This window comes from Roseibium sp. AWQ4_254, from assembly GCF_056161025.1.
The window spans coordinates 1-2,357 of the sequence record NZ_JBSWYH010000075.1; the positions used below are offsets into that span (position 1 = coordinate 1).

Genomic DNA, 2,357 nt, shown 5'->3' on the forward strand with positions numbered 1-2,357 from the left:
GACATAACCCGACTGCTAAATCCAAACGACAGGGTCGACAAACAAAATCCGGAATATCAATTCCAATTCAATTTTCCCGGACAGTAGTGGCGATTGGTATTACCAGCCTGCCAGAAGCCGCAGCTGTTCCACCTTGCGCACCAGTTCGCTCTGCCTGCGGCAGCCCGCTTTTGACAGGGCCGCCTTGATCTGATTGCGCACGGTGTAAACACTCACCCTGCGTTTGGCCGCAATCTCGACGGGTGTTGCCCCTTCCGCCAGCAGCAGGACAGACTGGGCCTCAGCCTGGCTCAAGGTCAGGCAATTCTGAAGCTGTTTGACCGGCGAAACCTCAGCGGACAGGCGCTTGACCGCAAGCAGCGTGGCCGCACCGGAGACAGTCAGGAACGGACCGAAGGGCGAGCGGTCCAGGTCCCCCAGCCGCAGCCCCATACTTCTGCAGATCCACTCATCTCCGTCTGCGTCGCGCAGCCTGATATTCTTGAAAACCTGGCCGTTTCCATTGGCCTGTTGCCGGAGATGCGTCAGGAAGCCCCCCCGTGCCGAATCACTTCCGCACTCCAGGCGGCGGAACCCGTCGCTGCCGAACAGCTTGCCGCAGGACAGAAGCGTTTGCCCCAGTGCGCAGGTATACTGGATCGTCAGATCGGCATCGACCACGATCACAGCCGTGCCGCCCCCGAGCAAGTGCTGTTCAGCAGCCCATTTTTCAAAATTCAGCCCCTCAATCATCTGGTTGACCGCCAGCGAGTGCTGGATCACCGGCGTCAGAAGGGCACACAGATCAACCCAGGCCTGTTCAAATTTGTCCTGATCCCGCGCCCGCATGTTGCCGCCAATCAGGAACATGCGGTCCGTATCAAGCGCCAGCAGCACTCCCCCGCCGCAATAGATGTCGCCCTGGGGCTGAAGCAGATCGGCAAAAAAGGCCGTGCGCTTGATGGCGCGCGGATCGCACAGCGCCCCGCTTGGGACCGCTTCGCCAATCCGGCATTTCGGAAAATTCAGCGCATAGGGATTCTTGTCCGCATAATGGTCCTGATAGAGCGCCAGCACATCCGGATCATAGCCGGCCGTATAAGCAAGAGGGGCGGCTTGCGTGGTCTGATCGTAGCCGATCAGCTGGGTTCCGATATAAGTGCCAAGGGCTTGCCCCATGGCGTCCAGAAAATCCCGCCAGCCGTCCGGAGCCATCGCGGCCGCAATTGCAAGGTTTGACAGGTGCCTATACTGCTGCGTCGTTACGGCCACTTCCGCCCCTTTCCGCCTTACGTCCATGGACATATACGCTCTGCCGCAAGGTTCCAAACCCGCAACCGCGACACAACCTATAATAAATGTGCGCCTATAGTCCAATTGGACCATGCCATTAATGCATACAGCCTATAAACAAGATGCAGGTCGTGTTGACCAGCTTGACGCAGCGCTTATTGAAGTTGCAGGGCTGATTCCGGCGGCATCATAGGAATTCCCGCATTCCTGCAACCGGCGAGCGACTTAATTTTTTAAGTATGTTGTTTTTTTCGGCGGCCAATTAGGCCGCCATTTTTTTGGCAAAATTTCGAACCTCTGGATCAAAGGCTCTTTCAAAACCTGCGAAAAATCAGCCGGCGCTTATCCGGAGACGGGCAGATACTGGAAAGCTGATCGCCTTCAAAAGAGCTTAGCCAATATCCATTCGGATCAGTCACCGAACCGCCCGAATTTCACCGGCAAGAAAGACAGGTGTTTGATCCCAGAATTTGATGGTGCAGTCTTTTCTCCTGAATGGAAGGATGTGCTATTGGACAGGTTTTACACGGCAGCGCCACAACGACAGAGGCAATCCGCCGATCAATACAAAATAGTCAATAGAGCCTGAAGGTGCTTTCGAAGTGATCCGGTATCAATCAAAAGACTGTCATTGCGTTTATTTCATTCGCTACTACTGGATATAAAGGAGAACATTGTAGACTCATTAATTCTTTTATTTGATAAAGATCCATCGAAAGCACAGAATAGAGAAAATCACTTTTCTAAATAGCCATTTCACTTACCTTTGGAAGCTCAAGTAGGCGAAGTATGGAACTTTCGAACCATTCTCGGCTTCGATGGTTGTCGGGGAATATGTTGGGGGGCCACCAGCCAAGGCAGACGACTATCCAGCCCAGTGGTAATTGGCCTTCTAGTGAAGGTGATTTTGGCATTCACGAACCGTAAATTGGTTCCTTCGATCCTGCCTGATGCATCCAGAACAACCACTCGAGCACTTTTTTGATCAGACTCGTCTAAGGTCTGTGGACATTTAGCGCAATGCGATGATCGCTGCGGCCAGGTTCCATGAGGCTTGATAGCTGGTATCGGTTTTATCGTATCTT

The 2,357-nt window shown here is 53.5% G+C and carries 1 protein-coding gene; it reads right to left on the reverse strand.

Features of this window, described 5'->3' with window-relative positions:
* Nucleotides 1–99: 99 nt before the first annotated feature.
* A complete protein-coding gene (locus ACXAIC_RS24645; RefSeq protein WP_475187057.1) occupies nucleotides 100–1,284 on the reverse strand; it encodes a helix-turn-helix transcriptional regulator in 1,185 nt (394 codons plus the stop codon).
* Between the last annotated feature and the right edge of the window lie 1,073 nt (nucleotides 1,285–2,357).